Here is a 22,344-nt window from a genome sequence, read left to right as displayed (position 1 = left end):
CACGGTATACACCGTGCCTCGAACATCCGTTAACGTGGATGAGGCGCCCAGGTTGAGTGGGGACTCCAGAATAGCTTCGGTCGGCCGACCCCCATCTTCTCGCAGCCTAGGAAGATGTCTCTGTAGAGGCGGTGACGACGTACTCATTTCCTTCATCGTCTGTATCGTTTCAGTTGTCTATTCGTCATTATCACACGCGTTCGGAAAGACGTCAAGACTTCCCGCCTAAGCGCTCGACCAATTTTGTCCGTCGCACCGGTTCTTCTTCTCGCGTCGCCGCCTCGAGCGCACGCACGTCACCAAACAAGAGTAAACTCTTCTTCGCCCGAGTCACAGCTGTATAAATCAAGTTGCGCGACGATCGGAATCCTCCGTTGAAGAAGACCGGCATGAGCACGATCGGGAACTCGGAACCTTGTGACTTATGGATCGTGATGGCGTAGGCATGGGTGAACTGGTCCCATTCACTACGGTTGTACTCGACTTCTGTCTGGTCGAATCGGATATAAATCTTGTCGACCTTATCGACATTTTCCTTCGCATAGAAGATGTTCGTGATTTCCCCGATGTCCCCGTTATAGACGTTCTCCTCGGCGTTGTTGACGAGTTGTAGCACTTTATCACCGTTTCGGTAAATGCGCGTCCCATGTTTCACTTCACGGGCACTCGATTTTGGATTGAATACGTTCTGAAGTGCTTCATTCAGCCCATCAATTCCACAGACACCCCGATATGTCGGTGCGAGCACTTGAATATCAAACGGTGAATATCCTTTTCGGAGAGCCGCTCCTGCCATCTGACAAATCGCTTGAAGCGCCGTTTCTTGGTTCGCCGTATAGAAACGCCGGTCTGGCAGTGACGCCAACAAATCGTCTGGCATTTTCTTCGCATTCAACGAATGGGCAAGTCGGAGGATGCTCGATTCCGACGCCTGACGATGGACGACGTCAAGGCGGACGACCGGAATCCCTTCTGTCGCCATCAAATCGGCAAGTACTTGCCCCGGTCCGACAGATGGGAGCTGATCACGGTCTCCGACGAACAAGATTTTCATGCCGTTCGGTACCGCTTTGAGCAAACTTCGGAACAAAAAGATGTCAATCATCGACGCCTCATCGACGATGAGCACTTTCCCGACAAGTGGATTCGTCTCATCGACTTGGAACGAACTTCCGTCGAACTTTAACAGACGATGAATCGTCGAGGCCGGTAGCCCGGTCGACTCACTGAGGCGTTTCGCCGCTCGACCCGTCGGTGCGGCCAAGACGAACGGGAACGGTTGGTTCGGAACGGGTTCTAACTTCCAATCGAAGACATCGCTGAGTGCATGAATGATGCCTCGAACGACCGTCGTCTTCCCGGTACCCGGTCCACCGGTAAGAACCATGAGCGGTGACTTGAGAGCGAGTTCGATGGCTTCTCGCTGTTGAGTGGCATATTCAATCGAGAACATTTCCTCGACACGTCCGACCGCGTCAAAGATGGTCGTCATGTCCACGTCCTCTGTCGTCGATGTCGCCATGATTCGGGCCAACTCTTCTGCCGCCTTCCGTTCGGCACGGAAGACACGGGGATGATAGACGACCCCATCCTCGATGACGACCCGTTCTTCTTTAGCGAGCGATTCGAGCGCCGTGACGAGCGCATCACCCGGATCAGCCCCGATGATTCGAGGCATCTCGGCTTCGAGTTGTTCCGCCGTCACGTAGAGATGACCGTTCCCTTGCTCGAGTTCTAATACGTACAGCACGGCTGCCGCGATGCGTTCAGGATGAATGCCTTGAATCCCAAAATGTGCCGCGATGGCATCCGCCGTCTTGAATCCAATCCCCTGTACGTCGTACATGAGCGCATACGGATTCTTCTCAATCGTCTCCATCGCCCGTCCTTCATACTCTTTATGAATTTTCGAGGCGAGACGTGGCGTCACGTCGAATGGAGCGAGAAACAAAAGCAACTGATCGACCCCATATAAAACGTTCAGGCGTTCGGTGATCACACGCGCCTGCTTTTCTTTCAATCCGTCTACCTCAGACAGGATACTCGGATGTTTGACGATTTGATCGATACAATCGTCTCCAAGAGAATCCGCAATCTTTTGCGCCGTCTTTTGACCGATTCCGGGAAAAGACCCGTTCGTCAAAAAGCGGACGGCTGCACGTTTCGTCATCGGGACGACACGACGAATCCAATCCGCTTTCATCTGTTTCCCAAATCGAGGATGGTCAACGAGACGACCGTGCGCCTTATACGTCTCGCCTTTTTCGATGCCGACTCCGACGCCAGCGATGACCATCTCGGTCTCATCCGTCTCAAAATTCTTTTCTTTAATACGTACGAGCGCAATCGTATGCGCCTCTTCTTCTGATTGAAACAGGACGCGAATGACTTTTCCAGTCAACTCATAAGGTGCTGCCATCATATCCGACACCTCCAGCTATTTTTCCATCATCCATTATAGCCCGAGATGAATCGATTGAACAAATGCCCTAATTAAACAGGTTTAAGATTTGCTCGATTCGGTCGAGATCGACGACTTCCAAAATACGTATCAACTGTTCGATATCGACCCGGTCCAAAATGCGCTCAACCTGATCCAAGTCCACTTCTTCAATTAATCTCTGAATCCTGTCCAAGTCACCAGATGCCTGATATGCCTCGAGTTTTGTGAAGAGCTCGGTCTTCTCGATTCGAATCGAGTCCTCAAGCATCCCTCTCGCCCCAAATAGGACGAGACCGATGACAGCCAACTGAATCAACCAGTTCGTCACGACTTTCCAGAATGGAACGGTCTGATGGATGAACGGAATGAGCGGAATGAACGTTACTTGAAGGAATATGATCCCGACTTGAACATACACGTTTGGAATGAGAAATCCGAGTAATGCCAGAATCAATGGAACGAGCCACCCCACACCGACATGTTCAGATGTATGTTGCCAAGACTTTTGCTCACTGTACACATAGTGAACTGTCCATCCGACGAGAAGGAGCGCTATGAATAAAAGAAGGATTAACGTTAAGAGTCCACGTGGTTCAACGACCACTTGATACAAAATCGTATTCGTCCATTTTCCGTCTGCCAATCGTTCATTTACCGATTCAAATAATTGATTCAACCACACGTACTCGACAATGAAAAACAAAATGACGCTGACCATGCTGAATTTTCGCAAGCCACTCGACCTCCTTCTATAGGTTGTCATTCCCCCACTTCAATACTGCTAGTCGCGTTTTTGATTTAAAGAAACGGGGAACTGTTCGAATGAAACATTGAAGGAGGAATCATCTATGGGCAAACGAATTCCAGTCAGCGGATTATGTGAACTCGTTTTAGAAGTGACAGACATGAACGAAGCCGTAGCCTTTTGGCATGAAAAATTAGGGCTTCCTGTCGTCGAACAATGGGTCGGAGACGATGCCGAACCGAGTGAATCACAAGAACAAGCGAACGAACCGTGGGCAACATGGCTCTATATCGGCGGGAACACACGGTTAGGTCTTTGGTTGAAACGCGACTTTACGGATGAAGAGGATGCGAACCGGAAACAAGACGTGACGGAATGGGACACGCTCTATGATGAAGGTGGCGTCCACGTCCACTGTGCGTTCTTCGTTCCGATGGAGTCGTTTGAACAGGCACTCGAAATCTTAGATGAGACCGATGTCCCTGTTAAACTTCGGATGTGGGACGAGGATGAGACGAAAAATGGGAAAGAACGCTCTGCGTACTTCAAAGACCCGAGCCATAACATCATCGAACTGTATACGAAAAATATGGACGAGGCGTACGGCGAGTTTGCCGGAGAACCCGTCAAAATCACAACGAAACAACTCTAATCGCGTCAACAAAAAAAGTGCCATCGCAATGGAGCGATGGCACTTTCCTATTCAAGAAATCAGTTTCCAAGCAGTGCATCCATCTTCGCGACGGCGTCACGCGCAAGTTCATGATCCGGTTGCATCTCCAAGACGCGTTGAAGCTCAGCGTACGTTCGTTCCTGGTCACCCAAGAACGCATATGCGATTGCCAAGTTGTAACGGGCATCCGTATGGCTCGCATCGAGATCGAGCGTCTCTTCTAGCGCAACGACCGCCTCTTCGAGCTGTTCACTCTGTGCGAGTGCAAGTCCGTATTGGAACGTGATCTCCACGTCTTCTGGCGATTGTTTTTTCGCTTCACGCAGGCGTGGCATCGCTCGAACGAAATCACCCATCGCCTTATACGTCAACCCGAGCATGAAATGAAGATCAGCATCATCCATCCCAGAAAGGAGCGCTTGGCGAAGCGACGCCTCCGCTGACTCCAATTGCTCAAGTTCATAGGCAAGGGCACCTTTCGCATAGTGCGCGGCACCGAACGATCCATCGAGTTCAATCGCTTTGTCATAGAAGATGACGGCACGATCGTAATCGTTGATCGCCTGAAGCAACGTCCCCATGTTGACGAAACCAGTCGGGTCCGTCGGGTTCGCTTCAATCGCCTCGTTGAAATGTTTGGCTGCCTGTTCGAATTCACCTTGCTGCATCGCTTGGATGCCTTGTTCGTTTGCGTTCATATCAATCACCTCATCCGATATAGTCGAGTCGTTTTCCGTTTCGGTACGCTTCGTCAATCGTTGCCCCACCGAGACAGACATCGCCGTCATAGAAAACGACCGCTTGTCCTGGCGTGATGGCACGTTGTGGCTCGTCAAACTTGACGAGGACCTCGCCATTTTCGAGTGGAGCGACCGTGACCGGCACATCTTGTTGGCGATAACGGAACTTCGCCGTCGCCCGGAACTCTCCTGTAAGAGCGGCTCCCGTCCATGACAGTTTCGAAGCAAGCAGCGCATCTGAATAGAGCGCGTCGTGATGGAATCCTTGTCCGACGAACAAGACGTTGTTCTCGACATCTTTCCCGACGACGAACCAAGGATCACCGTCGCCACCGATTCCGAGACCGTGACGTTGTCCGAGTGTATAATACATCAACCCGTCGTGACGTCCTTTGACGACGCCATCGAGCGTCCGCATTTCACCAGGCTGTGATGGAAGGTATTCCGACAAGAATTCTTTAAAGTTCCGTTCACCGATAAAGCAGATTCCCGTCGAATCTTTCTTCTTCGCCGTCGCGAGTCCTGCCTCTTCGGCAATCGCACGTACATCTTTCTTGTCCATATGACCAATCGGGAACATCGTCCGCGCGAGCTGGTCTTGTGACAATTGGTTCAAGAAATACGTTTGGTCTTTGTTATCGTCTTTTCCTCGTAACAAACGATGCTCACCATCAACATATTTCACTTGCGCATAGTGTCCGGTCGCTACAAAATCGGCACCGAGTCGAAGCGCATGGTCGAGGAATGCTTTGAATTTGATTTCTTTGTTACACATGACGTCCGGGTTCGGCGTCCGACCGAGACGATATTCCGCTAAGAAATATTCAAAGACGCGGTCCCAATATTCTTTTTCAAAGTTGACCGCATAGTAAGGAATCCCGATTTGGTTCGCCACGGCGATGACATCTTCATAGTCCTCTGTCGCCGTACACACACCGTTCTCGTCCGTGTCATCCCAGTTTTTCATAAAAATTCCGATGACGTTATACCCTTGTTCTTTTAACACATGGGCCGTCACCGATGAATCGACGCCACCTGACATCCCGACGACGACCGTCGTCTCTTCAGGGGCTTTCGTGCGTAAATTCATCTATCTCACTCCGTTCATAAATGTCGAGACGACTTCTTCTAGTCGCTCCGCGAGCCGTTTCGCGTCCTCGACCGAGTTACCGTGGCCAAAACTGATTCGAACAGACTGACGCGTCCGCTCTGAATCCCCGTACATCGCCGACAATACATGGGACGGTTCGACCGACCCCGCCGTGCAGGCGCTCCCGCTCGAAATCGCCATGCCCCGCATATCCATCATGATGAGGAAAGGTTCAAGGTCAATTCCAGGGAGGTATAGGTTCACGATGTGAGGTAAACGATTCGACCCGTTCACCTCATAAGTTACGCCTAGTTCGTCAAGACGTTGACGCAGTGCCAAATCGAGCGAAGCATAGAGAGTCACTCGGTCCTCACGCTCTGCCATGACGAGTTCAGCTGCTTTTTGGAATCCGACGGCACCCGGAACATTTTCCGTGCCGGCTCGACGTTTACGTTCTTGTTGTCCACCAAAAGAACGTGACGCTAATTTTACACCTGTTTTCATGAAAAGAAAACCGATACCTTTTGGCCCATTCACTTTATGTGCGGACGCCGACAATAAATCGACATGAATACGTTTCACATCAATTTCTTCTGTACCGAGCGCTTGTACCGCATCCGTATGGAAGAGAGCCTGATGGTCTTGTAACAACTCCCCGATTTCTTGAATCGGTTGGCACGTTCCGACCTCGTTGTTGCCGTACATAACCGATACGAGAATCGTATCCTCACGTAACGCTGATCGGAACGTTTCTATATCTACAGCTCCCGACTCATCAACATCGAGATACGTGACGTCGAAGCCCTCGCGCTCAAGTTGCTCCATCGCGTGAAGAACGGCGTGATGTTCGACTTTTGTCGTGATGATATGTTTGCCTTTTTCTTGATGGGCATACGCCGCACCGAACAAAGCATAATTATCTGACTCCGTCCCACCTGACGTAAAGACGATCTCGTTCGGTGAAGCACCAATCCACTTTGCGAGGACGCGACGTGACGAATCGAGCGCCGCCCGGGCGTTACGTCCAATTCCGTGGATGCTCGACGCGTTCCCGTACGTCTCTAAAAAGTAGGGTGTCATCGCTTCGAGGACTTCTGGTCGCATCGGTGTCGTCGCAGCGTGATCAAAATAGTTCATCTAAAGTCACCTCATTATTAAATATAAAACATGTAGCCGTCTGACTCTTCCTCAGCGAGGTCAGCGAGTGTCGTTTCATCAAGGACGGTATCAATTGCTTCTTTGATTTTATCCCAAAGCTTCCGTTTCACCGCATCATCTGCTTCAGATTCTTCGACGATGGCCAGCGGTCCTTCGAGCAAGCGAATGATTTCACCCGCTGTCACTTCTTCTGGCGGTTTGACGAGCTGATAGCCGCCATACGCACCACGCACGCTCTTGACGAGTCCACCGTTACGGAGTGGGCCGATTAATTGCTCTAAGTAATGCTCTGGCAATTCATGTCGTGCCGCAATCTTTTTTAAACTGAGCGGTTTGTTATCAGTCTCGCGTGCCAACGCAATCATAATCGTCAAGCCATAACGGCCTTTAGTAGATATTTTCATCTTCAAGTCTCCTTCTGTTATACTAATCGAACAAACGTTTGTCGAAAGGAATGGTTACGTATGCCTGATTTATTTCATCAATCGAATGGCGGACCGCTCGCCAATCGGATGCGCCCCGAAACATTAGATGACGTTATCGGACAGCGCCATATCATCGGCGAGGGCAAGCTACTTCGTCGTGCCATCGAAGCCGATCGACTCGGTACGATTATCCTATATGGTCCACCTGGCACCGGTAAGACGACACTTGCCCGTGTTATTTCGAATTACACGAAAGCGACATTCGTCCAATTGAACGCCGTCACAGCAAAACTCGATGAATTGCGGAACGTCATTCGTGAAGCGGAGTCCCGCTTCGACTATGAAGACGAACGGACGATTCTCTTTTTAGATGAGATCCACCGGTTCAATAAGCTCCAACAAGACGCACTCCTTCCTGCCCTTGAGTCTGGAAAGCTCGTCCTCATCGGAGCGACGACAGAAAACCCGAGTTTTGAAGTAAACGCCGCACTCCTGTCACGCGCGACCGTGTTTCGACTCGAGCCACCTGGTGCTGAAGAGTTACGTGCCGTCCTTGAGCGGGCGCTACACGACTCACGTGGTCTCGGAAATTATCCGGTCAAAATGGATGAAGCTGCTGCAGACCATTATATCAAAATGGCGGATGGTGACTACCGTGTCCTGTTGAACGCACTCGAACTCGCCGTCTTGACAACGCCTGAGGTGGACGGAGAGATTCATATCACGCTAGAGGTCGCGGAAGAGTCGATTCAACAGAAGTCAATCAAATACGATAAGACGGGCGACCGACATTACGATGTCATTTCGGCGTTCATCAAATCGATTCGGGGGTCTGACCCGGATGCCGCGCTATACTGGCTAGCCGTCATGATTGAGGCTGGCGAATCTCCGCGATTCATCATGCGTCGTTTATACGTCCATGCCGCCGAAGATATCGGAATGAGCGACCCGAACGCACTTCTCATCGTCGATGCAGCAGCACGAGCGAGCGAGTACATCGGTTTTCCAGAAGCTCGCATCCCAATCGCAGAAGCCGTTCTCTATTTGGCAACCGCTCCAAAATCAAATGCGGTCATCACCGCCATCGACAAGGCGCTTCACCACGTCCGCACAGTCGAGGGAGGCCCTGTGCCCGTACATCTCCGGGATGCCCATAGTCCAGGAGCACGTGAACTCGGGAACGGGGTCGGATACAAGTATCCACATGACGAAAAAGACGGGTTCGTCCCTCAAAACTATTGGCCAGAAAACTTGGCTAGAAAACGACCAAATTACTATAAACCGACGCCACGTGGATTCGAGCAACAAATCCAAAAACGGCTCGATTATTGGGAAAAACGACGCGACTCGAAATGAGCCAGCGTCGTTTTATTTTTGGATGCGGTTGATTTCGACGCCCGCTTGTTCGAGCAAGTCATTGATGACGTATCCTGCAGCGACAAGTCCTGCAACCGATGGGACGAACGCGTTCGAGCTCGGTGGCATCTTCGCTTTACGGATCGGGGCATCTTTCTTCCCGACGACCTCGTTCACGTCTTCGCGTGTCACGATTGGAGATTCGTCCGAGAAGACGACCGGGACGCCTTTGTAGATTTTCTCTTTACGTAGACGAGTACGGACCATCTTCGCAATCGGGTCATATGACGTATCTTTAATGTCGACGACCTTGATGCGTGTCGGATCCATCTTATTCGCCATCCCCATGCTTGAGATGACCGGGATGCCGCGACGCTTACATTCTACGATTAAATGAATCTTATAGATGATCGTGTCTGACGCATCGATAACGTAGTCGATGTTTTGAGCGAAGAACTCTTCATATGTCTCTTCTGTATAGAACATCTTCAATTGGACGAGGTCTAAGTCCGGGTTGATGTCGAGGAGACGTTTCCCCATCGCTTCGACTTTCGGTTGACCGACCGTCGACAATAGTGCGTGGATTTGTCGGTTGACGTTCGTGATGTCGATATCATCTTTATCGACGAGGACGATGCGTCCGACGCCACTGCGCGCAAGTGCCTCTGCCGCAAATGAGCCGACACCGCCGACGCCTAAAATCGCGACCGTTTTATTCTTTAAAGCATCAAGGCCTTCAGAGCCGATGGCCAATTCATTACGTGAAAACTGGTGTAACATATTTCTTCCTCCAACTAATCCTATTTTCTCATACTATTTTACTCGGAATTATATTCAAAAAAAAGACGTCTCGCGACGTATTTACAAAAAAATCGATGGGGCCCGGAGTGCCGTGACGATGCCTTGCTTTTGAACCTGCGTATGCAGGTGGGTGACCTAGCGTTTCCTTCACAAGTCCTCCTGCACGTGATGAGGCAGTTGATCTGGTTAGCAGTTCGGTCTCCCGTATTCAAAGTGTTGGCTCAAAATAACGAAGGCGGCTCTCGTACACCTCAGGTATCCCATCTGTTGATTTAACTATAGCGCTTCTGTAAAAAGAAGTCAATGAGAAACGCCGACTTCACGTGACAGTTTGGTCACAACCATTTGTTACGAAACGCACGGTCCGGGTCATACGTGAACTGTTGACGCTCGATGTTGAAACGGCGGTCGCGCGAGTCGTTCCCGACACCCGCCTGGTACGCCCAATTCCCCCAATTGCTCGCCACGTCATAATCGATTAGTTTCGATTCAAAGTAGGAAGCCCCGTAACGCCAATCTTGTTTTAACTCTTTTGAAAAATAATTCGCCACGATTTGTCGCCCCCGATTGGACATCCATCCCGTCGCATTCAGTTCGCGCATAAACGCATCTACGAAATCAACACCCGTCTCTCCCTTTCGCCATTTTTCAATGACATCCGCCTCGACTCGCCAGTCTTTCCGTTTCGACCGGATGCCTTGTGATCGAAATAATTTTTTCCCTTGCTCGAGTGCGACCCATTGAAAGAACTCACGCCATAATAGTTCAAAGTACAGCCAGTACGTTGATTCATTTACCCCATGCGTTCGTTCATGTGCCTCGAGTTCAAAGAATACCCGTCGAGGTGATAACGAGCCGTTCGCTAAATAAGAAGATAGCTTCGTCGAGTCATCGACACCAAAACCATTTCTCGTTTCTTTGTACGTTCGAATCGGCACGGACAAATAGTCATTCAATCGACGCTTCGCTGCCAATTCGCCACCTTTGAACGGAAACGCCGTCCTCGGGTCTTGCTTTACTTCTTGAATCGAAAATGGGAACGTCACCTCGCGTGTGGCAGCCGTCGCCTTACGGGAAATCAGTTCTCGGGGGCGTACATCATATTCGACCGCTTTTCGAAACTCCGTGAAGAGAAATGGCATCTTCTCGAACGGGATATCCCCCTCTTCAAATAACGTGAATCCACCGAACGTCTCGTACTCCCCTTTCCATTTTTTGATCACTTCATTTTCACGTCGGCGCTCATTGTACCCGACTGCCCGCTGAAACAAGAGACGGTCGGCCGGGTCGAGCGTCTCGAGCGGATGACCAACATGAACAAAAAATGGGATCCCGAGTGCGTCTAACGAACCTGCCACATCTTCTAGCGACTCCTTCAGGAAATGAAGTCGCTCCTTCCCAAGTGGAATGACGCCATAACGATTTTCAACGAACTGATTCGGACTGATAAAAAAATGACCTTCGATCGGATCGTCATGGCGAAGTGCCTCTTCAAGCGGTAAATGATCATCAATACGTAAATCATTTTGGTACCATATGATTGTTTTCATCATTAGACCTCCTCCACCCTATAGTATGATGGGTTATAATCTTTGTCATGAAGATGGAATGTGCTCGAGATATGTTTTCAAAATCAAATTGTGTGGAATATATTCTTCTAGAAGAGAAAGGGGTGCAACATAATGGCTAAGAAAGGCAAAATGGGAACATTGATTAAAATCGCGACGGCGGTCGCACCGTTCGTCTACGATTACTATAAAAAGAACAAGGCAAAGAAATCACCGAAGAAATAACACTCACGTCTCAGCCAATAAGCTGAGACGTTTTTTTTATGTTTTTCAATCGCCTGTGCTAAGATAAATCAATCATTCTATTGAAACGAGGCGATGTTCGTGCACGTCCGATCTATCCACCTTTTACGCATTCTCTTCAAATGGGGTCTCTTCATGACCGGGTTGTTCTTACTCGCGCTCGGTTCATCTATCATGATCACGGCAAATCTCGGGGTTTCCACGTGGGACGTCCTTCATATCGGTATCGCTCACCATCTTCCGATTTCAATCGGGACGGTGATTTTATGCGTCGGTCTTTTACTCGTTCTATTTAAATACATACTCGACCGCATCCGTCCTCAGTTCGGAACTCTAGTTAACGCGGTGTTCGTCGGGGTGTTCATGAACGTGATATTAAATGAGCAATGGCTCCCTGTTTTCGAAGGGATGATTGTGAATATTGTTTGGCTCACATTCGGCATATTTGTGATGGGCATGGGAGCTGGTCTCTATGTCGCCGTCGGGTACGGTGCAGGTCCACGCGATGGATTGACACTTGCCTTAGCAGACCGTTTCCAAACGTCCGTCCGTGCCATGAGGACTTGGATGGAACTGACCGCTTGTCTCATCGGTTGGGCACTCGGCGGGCCACTTTTCTTCGGGACCGTCTTATCGATTTTCCTCATCGGTCCGTTCTTCCAGTTTTGGCTAGAACGGTTCCGCCTGTTCATCGCCTATGTCGATCGTCTCAAAGTAAAATTCGCATGAAAAAGAGAGGAGATCTCCTCTCTTTTTATGTGTTCGGAATGAGCACAATCTTTCCGAACTTACCCGATTGTTTAAAATACGCCTGTGCCTCACGTGCCTCTTCAAGCGGGAACGTCCGGTCAATGACCGGTTTTAGCTTCCCTTCGGCGACCGAGCGCAACATCTCCGCGAATTCATATCGTGTCCCGAGAACAGACCCGTACATCGCGATATGTTTCAAGTACAGCGTCCGGAAGTCGAGATGGGTCGTCTGTCCTCCCGCCGAACCAGAGATACAGAACTTCCCTCCCTTTTTCAAGATGTTTAGAGATACATCAAATAGCGTATCTCCCACGACATCGAGGACCGCGTCGACCGGGCCACCGTTCGCAGCGATGATATCATCGGCGAGCGTCTCAGAACGGTAGGAAAACACTTCGGTCGCCCCAAGCGCTTTTAACTCTTGCTCGTTTTTCAAATCACCGACGATAGCGAACACATTCGCCCCGAATACGTTCGCCGCAATTTGGATGTTGAGTGAGCCGACCCCGCCACTTGCCCCAGTGACGACAATCGTCTCACCGGAACGGATGTGTAACTGCTCGTTCATATGCCAAGCCGTGAGACCACTTACGGAAAAGACTGCACTCTCGACGAAATCATCAAGCGGCATGTCAAAACAAAGGTCAGCCGGCCATGATACATACTCCGCGTAGCCCCCGTCATACTCTGATCCAATAAAGGACATATCGTCCGACAAGTGTTCCTTCCGCTCAGGTCCGCTCGAGGTGAACGGGAATAAGACGACGTGTCGACCCATCATCCCTTGGTCGACCCCATCTCCGAGCTCGACGACTTCACCAGTGATGTCTGAACTGGGAATGCGTGGGAACTGGACGCCTTCCGGGCGCCATCCTGACTTCTCCCCAGTTCCATAAGCCCCTTCTCGCATCCATATTTCCGTATTGTTAATCGCGCAGGCGCGTACCTTGATCAGCACTTCTCCTGCTTTCGGAGACGGTTTCGGGATATCAACCACTTGGAGTTGGTCAACGTCCCCATATCCTATGACTTGTACAGCTTTCATGGTATTTTGCCTCCTTCGCTTTCGTTCATCCATAAGTATTTACCCACGAAATGCTGTTATCACGCCAAAAAAGGGCCGCCCTTTATCAGGCAGCCCTCGATTTATAGTTGTTGACGTTGTAACAGGTTCGTGAAGACGCCACCTTTTTGACTGAGTTCTTCGTGCGTTCCATCTTCTACGATTCCTTCTGCCGTCACGACAAGAATCCGGTCGGCATTCCTTACAGTCGCTAAACGGTGCGCGATGATGAGCGTCGTTCGATTTGCTGCCAGTTCATTTAATGAATCCTGAATGATGGCCTCGGTCTCCGTATCGAGCGCCGAGGTCGCCTCATCGAGTATTAAAATCGGCGGATTTTTCAAAAACATACGCGCAATGGCGATGCGTTGTTTCTGACCTCCGGAGAGTTTTAGTCCACGCTCTCCGATTTGTGTATCAAGACCGTGCTCGAGCTCTTCGACGAGCGTGCCGAGATGTGCTTTTTCCACCGCATGCATGATCTCTGCATCGGTCGCATCCAGTTTCCCGTAAGCAATGTTCTCCCGTAGCGTACCCGCAAATAAGAAGACATCTTGTTGCACAATTCCGATTTGACGACGTAAACTCTCTTTCGTCATGTTCCGGATATCCATGCCGTCAATCGAGATGGCACCCTTTGTGACGTCATAAAAACGCGGAATGAGTGAACAGATGGTTGTCTTTCCAGCCCCGCTCGTCCCGACTAAGGCAACAGTCGTCCCTGCCTCGATCGACAAGTCAATATCTGTCAACACTTGGCGGTAGTCTGAATAGCCGAATGAGACGTCATCGAAGACGATATCGCCTGTCAACGTTTCGACCTCTGTCGCATCCGCTCGGTTCTCAATGTCCGGCTCTTCATCAAGCAACTGCGTGAATCGTTTGAACCCTGCCATCCCTTTCGGATACATCTCGAGGAGCGCCGTGATCTTTTCAATCGGCTTAATGAGTAAATTCATGTACAAGATGAAGCCGACGAGTTGTCCGTACGATAGTTGTCCTTCATACGTCAAGTACGCCCCGTATACAAGGACGAGCAACGTCATAAGACGCGTCGTGATATAGATACCTGCGAGTGACGTACTCATGACGCGATACGCTTCAATCTTCGAGCCGCGATAGAAGTTGTTGTCTTTTTGGAAACGCCCGATTTCGAACGCCTCGTTCGTAAACGATTGGACGACGCGTGCCCCGGACACACTGTCCTCGACGCGCGCGTTCACTTCCCCGATATTCGTGTACATCTTTTGCCACGCCTTGTTCATGTTCTTATTCGCATACGTGATCATGATGATGAGGAACGGTACTGCGACAACGGTGACGAGTGCGAGTTCTGGGTCGATCGAGAACATGATCCCGAACGCACCGAGTAACGTCATGATGGCGATAAAGAAGTCTTCCGGCCCATGGTGCGCCACTTCCCCGATATCGAACAAGTCGTTCGTGACCCGGCTCATCAAATGGCCGGTCTTATGATTGTCAAAGAAGCGGAACGACTGTTTATGGATATGCGTGAACAACTCTTCCCGCATGTCCGTCTCGATGTTGATGCCGAGCTTATGTCCCCAGTAGTTGACGACGTACTGCATCATCATGGCCAATATGTATAGAATCAACAGGCCGATGCTGACAATGATAATCCAGTTCCATTCCCCACCCGGCAACAAGTCGTCGATGAACCATTGAACGGCAAGCGGAAATCCAAGTTCAAGCAGTCCGACGAGAATTGCGAATGAAAAATCGAGTAGGAATAACTTTTTATGTGGTCGATAATAACTAAAAAAACGTGAAATCATTCTCTCTTCCCCCTTCTCTTCATTTAGTGTACGCTTTTTTCCGAAAGGTGGAAAACAGGATGCATCCCTTTTTCATTCTTTTTTCAAACGGCGTATAATAAAAGTAAGGAGTGATACACATGCATGTACACATTACAGATCGTGCCCTTGAACGAATCGAGTCATTGAAAGGCGAACGCGAAGGACAGATGCACCTCTTTTATGAGACAGAAGGTTGTGGTTGTGGGAACAGCGGAATCTTTGAGATTCGATACGTAACCGAGACGACTCCGGAAGACGTTGAAATCGAATCCAACATCGGACCAATCTTAATCAAAAACTGGACAAAAGTGTTTTTAGATGAACAGATGAAAATCGATTTCCTCGAAGACCGTCGTACGCTCGTCTTGAAGAGTGACGGCCAAGTGTTCAATTCGAATCTACTCGTGACGGACGGCACAGGATGTCAGTTGAACGTTCCGAGCCGATGAAACAGACACTGAAACAACATCCGAGACTCCTCATTCTCTTTTTCGTGAGTTTCGGTCTCGGACTACTTGGAATCTATCTGGCGTTTATCGATTCGGTCTATACGATGTCCGCAGTCATCGCCTCGCTGTTTGCGTTTGGTTTCGCGTTGCAGCGAACAGCGAAATATATGCAGCGAGAAGAGGATAAACGTTAACAAGAGGATGTGTTCCAATTAAATATCTACCATCGTGTTGAATCCAAAATCCGTTTCACACATACAAAAAACGAGGATTGCCATGGCAACCCTCGTTTTTTTATGCTTATTTTTTCTCTTTTATTGCCGTACGAATCGATAACTCTTCGAGTTGCGCGTCCGCGACAGGGCTCGGTGCTTGCGTCAAGAGACAGCTTGCCGAAGCCGTTTTCGGGAAGGCGATTGTGTCGCGAAGGTTCGAACGACCTGCAAGAATCATGACGAGACGGTCGAGACCGAGTGCGATTCCCGCATGTGGCGGTGTACCGTATTCGAACGCTTCAAGCAAGAAGCCGAACTGTTCAACCGCTTCTTCTTGTGTGAAACCAAGCAATTTGAACATGCGCTCTTGAATGTCACGCTCATAAATACGCTGTGAACCGCCACCGAGTTCGTAACCGTTCAAGACGAGGTCATACGCAACCGCGCGTACACTTGCCGGATCTGTCTCGAGAAGATGGAGGTCTTCACGGTTTGGCATCGTGAACGGATGGTGGTTCGCATAGAAGCGACCGTCTTCTTCTTCAAACGTTACGAGTGGGAAGTCCGTTACCCAAAGGAAGTTGAACTTCGATTCGTCGATGAGACCAAGTTCGTGACCGAGCTTGACGCGGAGTGCGCCAAGGCTGTCTGCAACGACAGTTGGTTTCGATGCGACGAAGAGAAGAAGGTCACCTGCTTCTGCATCTGTGGCTTCAATTAGCTTCTGTGCGTATGTCTCATCAAAGAACTTCGCGATTGGACCGTTCAAGCCTTCCGCTGTCACTTTGAGCCATGCGAGACCTTTCGCACCGTACACCGCCGTGAACTCTTGAAGCTTGTCGATGTCTTTACGTGAGAAGTTGTCCGCCTCACCTTTGACGTTGATCGCCTTGACTTGCCCGTTTGATTCGAGTGCTGCATCGAACACTTTAAAGCCAGCACCTTTCACAGCGTCTGCCACGTCGATGAGTTCGAGACCGAAGCGCGTGTCCGGTTTATCCGAACCAAAACGACGCATCGCTTCCGCGTGTGTCATCCGCTCGAACTTCGCTGGTGTGTCCGTACGACCGAGCGTCGATTCCATGACTTGTCCCATCATCGATTCCATCATCGCCATCAAGTCTTCGATGTCCATGAAGCTCGTTTCGATGTCGACTTGTGTGAATTCAGGTTGACGGTCTGCACGAAGGTCCTCGTCACGGAAGCAGCGTGCGATTTGGAAGTAACGGTCAAATCCTGCGACCATGAGCAACTGTTTGAAGAGCTGTGGTGATTGTGGAAGTGCATAGAACTCACCACCGTGGACACGGCTCGGTACGAGATAGTCACGTGCGCCTTCTGGCGTCGACTTCGTCAAAATCGGTGTTTCGACTTCAAGGAACTCTTGCTCCGTCAAGAAGTTACGAATCGTGTTCGACGTTTTCGAGCGGAGACGGAACGTCTCTTGGAGCGCCGGACGACGAAGGTCGAGGTAACGGTATTTGAGACGCAGGTCTTCTGAAACGTTTTCCGCTTCGTCACCGATTGGGATTGGTGTCATCTTCGCAGCGTTTAAGATGTTGATCTCTGAAGCGATGACTTCGATATTTCCTGTCGGCATGTTCGGGTTCTTGTTCTCACGCTCGAGAACCGTCCCTTTCACGTCGAGGACGAACTCACTACGAATCGTCTCCGCGAGTTGGTGGACCGCTTCGTTCTCTGGGCGAACGACGACTTGGACGATCCCTGTGCGGTCACGAAGATCGATGAAGATGAGACCTCCGAGGTCACGACGTTTTTGTACCCATCCTTTTAATTGTACTTCCTGGCCGATGAGTGACTCTGTCACGCGGCCGTTCATATGTGTGCGTCCGATCATTGTCCTGCTCCTTCCGATAGTTCACGAATTTTGTCTGCAACGGCCGAGAGTGGCACGTCGACTTGTTCACCAGTCGTCATATCTTTCAAGGCGGCTGACCCTCGTTCGACTTCGTCATCCCCTAAGATGACTGTGAACTTGGCTTTCAGACGGTCCGCCTGTTTGAATTGTCCTTTGAACTTGCGTCCTTGGTAATCACGGTCTGCTTTGAACCCTTCCATGCGGAGGAGTTGTAGGAGGCGTGTCGCCGTCAATTCGACTTCTTTTCCGCCTTGGGCGACGATGAAGACATCAAGTCCTGTCTCGAGTTCAGGTAGGACTCCTTCATTCTCCAATGCGAGGATGAGACGCTCCAACCCGATTCCAAAACCGATTCCCGGCATGTCCGGTCCGCCGATATCTTGTACGAGACCGTTATAGCGTCCGCCGCCACAAAGCGTCGTGATGGCTCCGAATCCTTCTGCCTCAGACATGATTTCAAACGCAGTGTGCGTGTAGTAATCGAGTCCACGGACGAGCGTCGGGTCGACTTCATAGGCGACACCAAGTGCGTCAAGTTGTGCGAGCACTTGGTCGAAATAGGCCTTCGACTCTTCGTTCAAATATTCAAGAATCGACGGGGCCGTCTTCATCGACGGGTGATCGCGGTCGACCTTACAATCCAAGATGCGAAGCGGATTCTTATACAGGCGTGACTGACAGTCTTGGCAAAGTTCGCCTGCCACCGGCTCAAAGTGACGGATGAGCGCATCGCGGTGGGCATTGCGGCTTTCCGCGTCCCCAAGCGAGTTGACGACGACTTTGATTTTCTGAAGTCCGAACGACTTGTAAATCGAATAGGCGAGGCTGATGACCTCAGCGTCAACGGCCGGGTCACTACTACCGATTGCTTCGACACCGTATTGGTGAAGCTGACGGAAGCGACCTTTTTGTGGACGCTCGTAGCGGAACATTGGTCCCATGTAGTAGAGCTTGGTCGGCTGGTCCGGATTTCCGAACAGTTTGTTCGTCACGAACGCACGAACGACAGATGCCGTTCCTTCTGGGCGAAGCGTGTACTCGTCTTTCCCTTTCTTCACGAGCGTGAACATCTCTTTTTGGACGATGTCCGTCGTTTCCCCGACACTGCGTGTGAACAGGTTCGTCGTTTCAAAGATTGGTGTGCGGATTTCTTTATAGTTATAACGGGCGCTCATGTCGCGAAGCTTTTCTTCGACATATTGCCACGTCTCGACCGTGCCCGGAAGCAGGTCTTGTGTACCGCGTGGTGCTTTCATCATCACATTTCCCTCCTTAAAAATACAAAAAGGCCCTCGTCCGCAAAGGGACGAGAGCCTGTGTCAGTTTCCCGTGGTACCACCCTCGTTGCAGAGCCATCACTTGAAACTCTGCCACTCGAAATCGGTTAACGCCCGATGAAACGGCTCCCCCTACTCGCTTTCAAAGGAGCACCTCCAAAGTGTCGTTCGGGTCATCATCCAGTCGATGCTTTCAGCCAAGGCATCGCTCTCTTTGCTGGTGGGTTGACCGTACTCTTCTTTATCGTAGGTGTTTGACTATATGCTTCATGATGCCGAATCAAGCCGGCATCTGTCAAGCGTTTTTTTCGAGCATGAGTGTGACCGGTCCGTCATTGACGAGGGCGACGTCCATCATCGCTCCGAAGCGTCCCGTCTCTACGACGAGCCCATTCGACCGGAGTCGCTCATTGAATTTTTCATAAAGCGTCTCGGCCATATCCGGTTTTGCGGCCTTTGTAAAAGCAGGTCGCCGCCCTTTCATCGTGTCTCCATATAAAGTGAACTGAGAGACAGATAAAATTTGTCCGGACACGTCTTGAATCGATAAGTTCATCTTTTCTTGATCGTCCTCGAAGACGCGAAGTCCGGTCACCTTGTCGGCGAGCCAGTTCACTTCCTCTTCTGTATCTTCATGTGTCACACCGACGAGAAGCAAGTACCCGGCATTGATTGCCCCGACGACTTCTTCCTCGACTGTGACTGATGCTTCTTTCACTCGTTGCAATAATACACGCACGTTCCTCTTCCTTTCGTCACGTCATCATGACTCGGCTGACCGAATACACGTCTGAGATTTGTTTGATGCGCTCGACGACTTTCTGCAAATGGTTCACATTCGGAATCGAGATGGTCATCGAGATGCGGGCCTGTTTGTTTTGGTCGCCCCGACCACTGACGGCCACGATATTCGTATTCGTCGCCGATACTGCTTGAAGGACGTCGTTTAAGAGACCTGAGCGATCATATCCTGTGATTTCGATGTCGACGTTATAGTTCTTCTCTTTCGCTTGTCCGACTTCCCATTCGACGTCAAGGAGACGCTCTGGGTGTTGTTCGTTGACAATGTTCAAGCAGTCTTTCCGGTGAATTGAGACACCGCGTCCACGGGTGATGTATCCGACGATTTCATCCCCCGGTACCGGGTTACAACAACGGCTCATGCGAACGAGCATGTTGTCGATGCCTTTGACCGTCACGCCCGCTTCCGTCGTTTTCTTCTTCGGTGCCTGACTGACTTTCAATTCGCTGATGGCTTCCGACAGTTCGAGTTTCGGTTCTTTCCGCTGCTTCTCCGTCAACTTATGTGCGACTTGTGCGGCAGTGATGCCTTGATAACCGACAGCGGCGTACATCTCTTCCTCGTTCCCGAAGTTGAACTTCTCGACGACGATACTGAGTGCAGGTTCATCGATAATCTCTTTCGGTTCAAAACCAAGTTTCTTAATTTCTGCTTCGACGAGATCTTTCCCTTTTTCAACGTTTTCTTCACGTTGCTGACGTTTGAACCATTGACGAATCTTGTTCTTCGCCTGGCTTGAAACTGCAAGCTTCAACCAATCCTTACTCGGTCCGTAACTATGCTTCGACGTGATGATTTCGATGATGTCACCAGTCTCAAGTTTGTAGTCAAGCGGTACCATCCGCCCGTTCACTTTCGCACCCGTCATCCGGTGCCCGATCTCCGTATGAATCCGGTACGCATAGTCAATCGGGACTGAGCCCTTCGGCAACTCGAATACGTCTCCTTTCGGTGTGAAGACGTACAGCATGTCGCTAAAGAAATCGACTTTGAGGGATTCCATGAATTCCTCGGCATCCGTCGTATCCTTTTGAAGCTCAAGAATCTCACGAAGATGGGCGATCTTCTCGTCGAATCCGTTCGTCGAGACGTTTTTCCCTTCTTTATACGCCCAGTGTGCCGCAATCCCGAACTCAGCGATGAAATGCATGTCTTTCGTCCGAATTTGGACTTCGAGCGGCTCACCTTTCGGTCCAATCACTGTCGTATGGAGCGACTGATACATGTTCGGCTTCGGCATAGCGATATAATCTTTGAAACGTCCCGGCATCGGCTTGTACTGGGTGTGGATGATTCCGAGCACGGCATAACAATCACGAATCGAATCGACGATAATGCGGACCGCCATCAAATCGTAAATTTCATTGAACTCTTTTTTATGCTTCACCATCTTGTTATAGATAGAATAGATGTGCTTCGGTCGACCGTTCACGTCGGCATCGATATGCACTTCCTCAAGAACCCCGTTCACTTCCGTGATGACAGAGGTGACGAGTGCTTCCCGTTCCGTCCGTTTCTGTTTCATCATCGAGACGATCTTATAGTATTGCTGCGGGTTGATATAACGTAACGAAATATCCTCGAGCTCCCACTTGATTGTCGAAATCCCCATCCGGTGTGCGAGAGGCGCAAAGATTTCAAGCGTTTCTTCCGCTTTTTGGACTTGTTTCTCTTTCGGCATATGCTGCAGTGTCCGCATATTGTGGAGCCGGTCCGCAAGTTTGATCAAGATCACGCGCACGTCTTCTGCCATGGCGATAATCATCTTCCGGTGGTTTTCAGCAAGTTCTTCTTTTTTCGATTTATATTTAATCTTACCAAGTTTCGTGACGCCATCGACGAGCATGGCCACGTCTGGACCAAAATCGTCCGTCAATTGCTGTAACGAAACATCCGTATCTTCGACAACATCATGCAAGAGCGCTCCAATAATCGTTGTGGCGTCTAAGCCGATATCAACGAGAATGCCGGCCACTTGGACCGGATGGAGAATATAGGGCTCGCCCGAACGTCGGAACTGACCGGTATGATGAAGTTTTGCGTATTCGTAAGCGCGTTTCACTTCGGCTATATCGTCGTCACCCATATACTCCCCGAGCGCGTCGAGAAGATCCTCAATACTTACGATTTGTTTTTTGGTCATAACATTCGACACCCTTTTTCTAACCGCTCCAATCGCCTCGGATTCGTCGCAGCATGGTAGTAGTTTGTATTCAAGATTCTGTGATTTTTATAACCATTATCGAAAAAATCTGACGACCTGTCAAAGGTTGTAGGTTATTTTCCTTAAAAACTATTCAAAAACGGGAAGCATATCGCTTCCCGTTCAAATTAGTCTTCGTAGCGGATGAGTGAGAACACGTCGTATCCTTCAAGACGCTCACGTCCACCAAGTCCGTCGAGTTCGATCAAGAACCCGATTCCTGCCACAACACCACCGAGTTGTTCAATCATTTTAATCGTTGCTTCAATCGTACCACCTGTTGCGAGCAAGTCATCCAAGATGACGACTTGTTGTCCAGGTTTGATTGAATCTTTGTGCATCGTTAAAATGTCCGTTCCATACTCAAGACCGTATGAAACTCGTACTGTCTCACGTGGTAACTTTCCTTCTTTACGTACTGGTACAAACCCGAGTTCGAGCGCATACGCTGCCGGGCAACCGACGACGAATCCACGTGCTTCCGGACCAGCGATCAACTCCGCTCCACGTTCACGTGCATAAACGACGAGCTCATCTACTGCTTTCTTGTAGACTTCGCCATCTTGCATGAGTGACGTGATATCTTTGAAGCTGATTCCTTCCTTCGGATAATCTGCTACTTCTTTAATATGCTGTTTGAAATCCAT

Annotated in this window: 20 protein-coding genes, 1 other RNA gene and 1 other annotated feature; of the genes, 5 read left to right on the top strand and 16 right to left on the bottom strand. The window is 50.0% G+C overall.

The features are described 5' to 3' along the window. Nucleotides 1-211: 211 nt before the first annotated feature. Entirely contained in the window at nucleotides 212-2,419 is a 2,208-nt protein-coding gene (gene recD2, locus Q9R25_RS01445) for an SF1B family DNA helicase RecD2 (protein ID WP_159562011.1), read from the bottom strand. A gap of 70 nt (nucleotides 2,420-2,489) precedes the next feature. Next, nucleotides 2,490-3,176 (bottom strand): hypothetical protein, encoded by a 687-nt coding sequence (locus Q9R25_RS01440; RefSeq protein WP_214691119.1) that lies wholly within the window; start codon nucleotides 3,174-3,176, stop codon nucleotides 2,490-2,492. 115 nt (nucleotides 3,177-3,291) lie between these two features. Here Q9R25_RS01440 and Q9R25_RS01435 point away from each other — a divergent pair, with 115 nt between their 5' ends. Beyond that, nucleotides 3,292-3,840 carry a VOC family protein gene (locus Q9R25_RS01435; protein ID WP_074037443.1) on the top strand — a complete coding sequence of 183 codons (549 nt, stop codon included), beginning with the start codon at nucleotides 3,292-3,294 and terminating at the stop codon, nucleotides 3,838-3,840. Nucleotides 3,841-3,899: 59 nt separating this feature from the next. On the opposite strand, the gene Q9R25_RS01430 is transcribed toward Q9R25_RS01435, so the two are convergent. From Q9R25_RS01430 to cymR, 4 genes are read right to left on the bottom strand one after another with little or no spacing between them, the layout of a single operon-like run. After that, on the bottom strand, nucleotides 3,900-4,559 hold the full coding sequence (locus Q9R25_RS01430; RefSeq protein WP_015881191.1) for a tetratricopeptide repeat protein: 660 nt from the start codon (nucleotides 4,557-4,559) through the stop codon (nucleotides 3,900-3,902). A gap of 10 nt (nucleotides 4,560-4,569) precedes the next feature. After that, complete coding sequence (gene mnmA / locus Q9R25_RS01425; RefSeq protein ID WP_311282726.1) at nucleotides 4,570-5,691, bottom strand: tRNA 2-thiouridine(34) synthase MnmA; 1,122 nt, start codon at nucleotides 5,689-5,691, stop codon at nucleotides 4,570-4,572. Then, a complete protein-coding gene (locus tag Q9R25_RS01420; RefSeq protein ID WP_264092360.1) occupies nucleotides 5,692-6,828 on the bottom strand; it encodes a cysteine desulfurase family protein in 1,137 nt (378 codons plus the stop codon). A gap of 17 nt (nucleotides 6,829-6,845) precedes the next feature. Beyond that, the gene (gene cymR / locus Q9R25_RS01415; protein ID WP_074037447.1) at nucleotides 6,846-7,253 is read right to left on the bottom strand and encodes a cysteine metabolism transcriptional regulator CymR; all 408 of its coding nucleotides are present in this window, start codon (nucleotides 7,251-7,253) and stop codon (nucleotides 6,846-6,848) included. A gap of 60 nt (nucleotides 7,254-7,313) precedes the next feature. Between cymR and Q9R25_RS01410 the strand changes: the two genes are divergently transcribed. Beyond that, entirely contained in the window at nucleotides 7,314-8,630 is a 1,317-nt protein-coding gene (locus tag Q9R25_RS01410; RefSeq protein WP_074037449.1) for a replication-associated recombination protein A, read from the top strand. Nucleotides 8,631-8,642: 12 nt separating this feature from the next. On the opposite strand, the gene Q9R25_RS01405 is transcribed toward Q9R25_RS01410, so the two are convergent. From Q9R25_RS01405 to Q9R25_RS01395, 3 genes are all read right to left on the bottom strand, one after another. Continuing rightward, the gene (locus Q9R25_RS01405) at nucleotides 8,643-9,410 is read right to left on the bottom strand and encodes a tRNA threonylcarbamoyladenosine dehydratase (RefSeq protein WP_159562006.1); all 768 of its coding nucleotides are present in this window, start codon (nucleotides 9,408-9,410) and stop codon (nucleotides 8,643-8,645) included. Nucleotides 9,411-9,505: 95 nt separating this feature from the next. Continuing rightward, a non-coding RNA gene (gene ssrS, locus Q9R25_RS01400) (6S RNA) lies at nucleotides 9,506-9,692 on the bottom strand. 74 nt (nucleotides 9,693-9,766) lie between these two features. Next, the gene (locus Q9R25_RS01395; RefSeq protein ID WP_311282725.1) at nucleotides 9,767-10,981 is read right to left on the bottom strand and encodes a DASH family cryptochrome; all 1,215 of its coding nucleotides are present in this window, start codon (nucleotides 10,979-10,981) and stop codon (nucleotides 9,767-9,769) included. A 336-nt stretch (nucleotides 10,982-11,317) separates the two neighbouring features. Between Q9R25_RS01395 and Q9R25_RS01390 the strand changes: the two genes are divergently transcribed. Continuing rightward, nucleotides 11,318-11,971, top strand: a complete 654-nt coding sequence (locus Q9R25_RS01390) for a YczE/YyaS/YitT family protein (RefSeq protein ID WP_196430452.1) — start codon at nucleotides 11,318-11,320, stop codon at nucleotides 11,969-11,971. Nucleotides 11,972-11,996: 25 nt separating this feature from the next. Here Q9R25_RS01390 and Q9R25_RS01385 read toward each other — a convergent pair whose 3' ends face one another. Together Q9R25_RS01385 and Q9R25_RS01380 are read right to left on the bottom strand one after the other, a co-directional pair. Then, a complete protein-coding gene (locus tag Q9R25_RS01385; RefSeq protein ID WP_311282723.1) occupies nucleotides 11,997-13,037 on the bottom strand; it encodes an alcohol dehydrogenase family protein in 1,041 nt (346 codons plus the stop codon). Nucleotides 13,038-13,138: 101 nt separating this feature from the next. Continuing rightward, nucleotides 13,139-14,851, bottom strand: coding sequence for an ABC transporter ATP-binding protein (locus Q9R25_RS01380; RefSeq protein ID WP_074037457.1), 1,713 nt, complete (start codon nucleotides 14,849-14,851; stop codon nucleotides 13,139-13,141). Nucleotides 14,852-14,970: 119 nt separating this feature from the next. Between Q9R25_RS01380 and Q9R25_RS01375 the strand changes: the two genes are divergently transcribed. After that, a complete protein-coding gene (locus tag Q9R25_RS01375) occupies nucleotides 14,971-15,321 on the top strand; it encodes an iron-sulfur cluster biosynthesis family protein (protein WP_015881180.1) in 351 nt (116 codons plus the stop codon). Next, nucleotides 15,294-15,515 (top strand): hypothetical protein, encoded by a 222-nt coding sequence (locus Q9R25_RS01370; RefSeq protein ID WP_143180248.1) that lies wholly within the window; start codon nucleotides 15,294-15,296, stop codon nucleotides 15,513-15,515. Before Q9R25_RS01375 ends, Q9R25_RS01370 begins: the two co-directional genes overlap by 28 nt. Before the next feature lie 106 nt (nucleotides 15,516-15,621). Here Q9R25_RS01370 and aspS read toward each other — a convergent pair whose 3' ends face one another. The 5 genes from aspS to Q9R25_RS01345 all read right to left on the bottom strand — a co-directional run bounded on the left by aspS (nucleotide 15,622) and on the right by Q9R25_RS01345 (nucleotide 22,344). After that, on the bottom strand, nucleotides 15,622-17,394 hold the full coding sequence (aspS, locus tag Q9R25_RS01365) for an aspartate--tRNA ligase (protein WP_074037459.1): 1,773 nt from the start codon (nucleotides 17,392-17,394) through the stop codon (nucleotides 15,622-15,624). Further along, on the bottom strand, nucleotides 17,391-18,671 hold the full coding sequence (gene hisS / locus Q9R25_RS01360; protein ID WP_074037952.1) for a histidine--tRNA ligase: 1,281 nt from the start codon (nucleotides 18,669-18,671) through the stop codon (nucleotides 17,391-17,393). The genes aspS and hisS overlap by 4 nt, the downstream gene beginning before the upstream one ends. Before the next feature lie 43 nt (nucleotides 18,672-18,714). Next, nucleotides 18,715-18,949, bottom strand: a binding site (T-box leader). Between the two features lie 38 nt (nucleotides 18,950-18,987). Further along, nucleotides 18,988-19,431, bottom strand: a complete 444-nt coding sequence (gene dtd / locus Q9R25_RS01355) for a D-aminoacyl-tRNA deacylase (RefSeq protein ID WP_031421442.1) — start codon at nucleotides 19,429-19,431, stop codon at nucleotides 18,988-18,990. 16 nt (nucleotides 19,432-19,447) lie between these two features. Continuing rightward, a complete protein-coding gene (locus tag Q9R25_RS01350) occupies nucleotides 19,448-21,637 on the bottom strand; it encodes a RelA/SpoT family protein (RefSeq protein WP_074037461.1) in 2,190 nt (729 codons plus the stop codon). Between the two features lie 188 nt (nucleotides 21,638-21,825). Continuing rightward, nucleotides 21,826-22,344: an adenine phosphoribosyltransferase gene (locus Q9R25_RS01345; RefSeq protein ID WP_074037462.1), complete on the bottom strand. Its 519-nt coding sequence runs from the start codon at nucleotides 22,342-22,344 to the stop codon at nucleotides 21,826-21,828.

The sequence above is a fragment of the Exiguobacterium sp. BG5(2022) genome, assembly GCF_031844365.1.
Classification (GTDB): domain Bacteria; phylum Bacillota; class Bacilli; order Exiguobacteriales; family Exiguobacteriaceae; genus Exiguobacterium; species Exiguobacterium profundum.
The sequence above is the reverse complement of the archived record's forward strand: the minus strand, read 5'-3'. Positions and strand labels throughout refer to the sequence as shown.